Genomic DNA, 3327 nt, shown 5'->3' on the forward strand with positions numbered 1-3327 from the left:
AGTAACATGCAGGAAAAAAGAGGTGTTAAATCAGACGGAAAGCCGACAATTGGAATCACAATGGGTGATCCAAGCGGCATAGGTCCAGAAATAATTTTAAAGTCTCTCTTTTGTAGCGAAATTCAAAGCATTTGTTCCCCTGTTATTTACGGTGATGCCGAGATATTAAATGAGGCAAAAAAACTAACTGGAATAAAAAATGAATTAAAAATTATAAGCGTTACGAATTTAGACAAAAATGATCTGAGTATTGGAAACCCAAGCGTAAAGGGGGGTGAAGCCAGTATTTTGTACATAAGAGAGGCTGTTAAGCAAGCATTGGAAGGCATAATAGATGCGATCGTGACTGCTCCCATAAGTAAGGAGTCCATTCATCTTGCGGGTTCGATTTATCCTGGACATACAGAGATGCTAAAAGACCTTACAGGTGCTCGAAATGTGGCGATGATGTTTGAAGGAGGAGATTTTCGTGTTGTGCTGGTTACGATACATTGCGCATTGTCCGAGGTGCCGAAATTGATAACACAAAATCGGGTGTTCGATGCGATCGAATTGACTCATAATTCTTTGGTTGAGTTATTCAATATACCGAGTCCCAAAATCGTCGTCTGCGGCTTGAATCCACACGCTGGTGAATCAGGCATCTTTGGGAATGAGGAAATAGAACATATAATACCCGCTGTAAGAAAGGCTAAGGACTTGGGGATAGACGTAACGGGACCACTACCCGCGGACACTATTTTTTATAGGGCACGGCAGGGAATCTGGGACGCAGTCATTACGATGTACCATGATCAGGGTTTGATACCATTCAAGATGCTTTCGTTCGACGATGGTGTAAATGTAACACTGGGTCTTCCGATAATAAGGACTTCGCCGGACCATGGAACAGCGTTTGACATTGCGTGGAGGGGTAAAGCCAATCCTTCGAGTATGATCGCCGCAATCAAGGTTGCGGTGAACCTCGCAAGAAATAGGGCTCCGACTGACAAGCTTTGAAAATATTAATTGGCGTGTTTTTTCTTAATGTATAAGAGTGGTAGGATCTCTCCAGATTTTCCGAAGATGCTCAGGTCGTAAAGGCCTGAATTCGGAGTATGTTCTAAGTTGATTTCTATTACAGGTTTACCTGTCTGCTTTGCGATGAGGCCCAGAGAGGCAGCGGGTTCCACTACGCCGGATGTTCCGACTATCAGCATAACATTACATCTTTCAATAGCAATTAGAGCACTGTCGATTATTGTCATGGGTATCATTTCTCCAAACCAGACAATATTCGGTCGGCCAATTGAGTTGCAGTGCCTACAGATTGGGGGCAATTCTTTAAAAGGCACTTCGTGGTTCTGTTCGATTTTGCCACACTTTGTGCACCTTACCTGCCAAAGATTCCCATGCATCTCGATAATATTACGACTACCGGCTAGCTGGTGCAATCCATCGATGTTTTGAGTTATAAGAGTAAAATCTGGTATTTGGTTCTCGAGTTCGGCAAGTGCATAATGACCTGGATTAGGCTTTGCATCTCTGACTATCTTTCTTCTCCACTCATACCATTCCCAGACGAGCTTTGGGTCCTTTGAGAAGGCCTCTGGTGTGGCAAGGTCTTCCGAGCGGAAGTTTCTCCAGAGCCCGTTTTCCCCCCTAAATGTGGGTATTCCGCTCTCTGCAGAAATTCCCGCACCTGTGAGCACCGTTATATTTGTTGAATTATCGATTAGCCTTTTCGCCTCTAAAATCCCTTTTTCCATTTTCAATTTGTAGGTTTAAATAGCTCCTCCAATATAATTTATAGTAATTGTACAAATTATCAATTTGATGCGTGACTTATCTAATCTTCAGGGTAACTAATGGGAAAAAAAGCTTGCCTCACTTTGTGATTGCGTTGATCGTCTTGCTGACAATTCCAGACTCAATAGGAGAGGAATGGGTACGCGCTGTGACCTATAAGAAAGATAAAATAGAATCTTTTGTAGATGCGGATAGCATAACCGATGACGGGAATTTGAAAAAATTCAAGACGTATCACAATTTCAGGGGTTATAAAAAATTTAGAGTGATTCCTATCGAGAAGCTTATCTGTAAGACTGTTGTCAATTGTGACGATAAAACTATAGGATATGAGGAGGAGCAGTTAGAACTAAGAGACGGAAGAATTGCTGTAAAAGAATTAAAGCTCGAGGTGAAACCCGTGTCAAATTGCGTAGATGAAGGGATCTCGATTTTCGTATGTGGGTATGAAGAAAAAAGGTGAACGCTTCTTTGGTTTTAGATTCATTTTAAGGACTAAATCTGTTTAAGTTATTGTAAGTTCTTGATCTTTATAAAAAAATATTATATGGTAAGAAATACTACCCTTGGAGGGGGATATGAAATTCAAAGACGAACTGGTGACTTATTGTTTAATTTTCATGCTTTTTGTAATCACGGGATGTGCATTTGCCTCAGGAGCTGCACTGGGAACTGCCGCCGGATTCACAGGGGGTTACCTTTTGAGGGATCATGGTTATGAGATCCGAGACCCGATCGCAAAACAATGACTTAAGTTAATTTTATGTTCTTTTGGTCAGCATAAGTGATATGCTTTTTTGGAATTTGTTTTTAAATGAAAATGACGAGGAAGGGAGAAAGATGAGAAAAAGATTAATTATACTTACCGTTTCAATATTCGCCGTTTCTGTATTTTTTACCGGCGCTTGGGCCGAAGATTGGATTTTTGTTACAAGTACGGGAAATGGGAAGTACGGATCGTACGTAGACATGGATAGCATATCAGAGAAGGGGAATTTAAGGTACTTCGATATGTATCATCATCTCAAGGGTAGCAAGTCGTATAAGGACTTTCCGATTGAGAGATTATATTCCAAAAGTTATGTTAATTGTGATGCGAGGACAATCGGATATATTGAAGTTACTTATGAATGGGTCAACAGAATGGAAAAGATTACCATGAACATCCCCGGGAGTAGCGAAGTTGCATCATCTATGCCGGTTAAACCCAATAGTGTGGATGAGGCTATCTTGGATTTTGTTTGCAATTACAAAAAAGAGGACTCAAATTAATATTATTATGGGTAATAATATTGTATTGTTGCTATCCTATAACATGAAAACAGCTTATACGAATCCGATTTAGTCGATATTTTAGACATTCAACTGTTTCGAGATTCTTGACAATTCACCCTTTGCACTTAACCTTATTTCGTGCTTTCTGATTATATACCAATTTTAATTATTTTGTTTCTATCGACACTTCTTGCTGCCGTACTTCTTGGTATTTCATATATTCTGGGACCAAGAAGACATGTGGGGCGAAAGCTCACCCCATAT

General features: G+C 40.4%; 5 protein-coding genes. 4 read left to right on the forward strand and 1 reads right to left on the reverse strand.

Going from position 1 to position 3327, the window contains the following annotated elements; all coding sequences use genetic code 11:
- A partial coding sequence (gene pdxA, locus VGA95_12070; GenBank protein HEX9667274.1) for a 4-hydroxythreonine-4-phosphate dehydrogenase PdxA occupies nucleotides 1-999 on the forward strand: 999 nt, incomplete at its 5' end.
- A gap of 5 nt (nucleotides 1000-1004) precedes the next feature.
- Here the strand turns inward: pdxA and VGA95_12075 are convergent.
- A complete protein-coding gene (locus tag VGA95_12075; protein ID HEX9667275.1) occupies nucleotides 1005-1748 on the reverse strand; it encodes an NAD-dependent deacylase in 744 nt (247 codons plus the stop codon).
- Between the two features lie 113 nt (nucleotides 1749-1861).
- Here VGA95_12075 and VGA95_12080 point away from each other — a divergent pair, with 113 nt between their 5' ends.
- From VGA95_12080 to VGA95_12090, 3 genes are all read left to right on the forward strand, one after another.
- Entirely contained in the window at nucleotides 1862-2251 is a 390-nt protein-coding gene (locus tag VGA95_12080; protein ID HEX9667276.1) for a hypothetical protein, read from the forward strand.
- Nucleotides 2252-2366: 115 nt separating this feature from the next.
- Nucleotides 2367-2537, forward strand: coding sequence for a hypothetical protein (locus VGA95_12085; protein ID HEX9667277.1), 171 nt, complete (start codon nucleotides 2367-2369; stop codon nucleotides 2535-2537).
- A 91-nt stretch (nucleotides 2538-2628) separates the two neighbouring features.
- Nucleotides 2629-3060, forward strand: coding sequence for a surface-adhesin E family protein (locus VGA95_12090; GenBank protein HEX9667278.1), 432 nt, complete (start codon nucleotides 2629-2631; stop codon nucleotides 3058-3060).
- The last annotated feature ends 267 nt before the right edge of the window (nucleotides 3061-3327 follow it).

This window comes from Thermodesulfobacteriota bacterium, assembly GCA_036397855.1.
Lineage (GTDB): Bacteria > Desulfobacterota_D > UBA1144 > Nemesobacterales > CSP1-2 > DASWID01.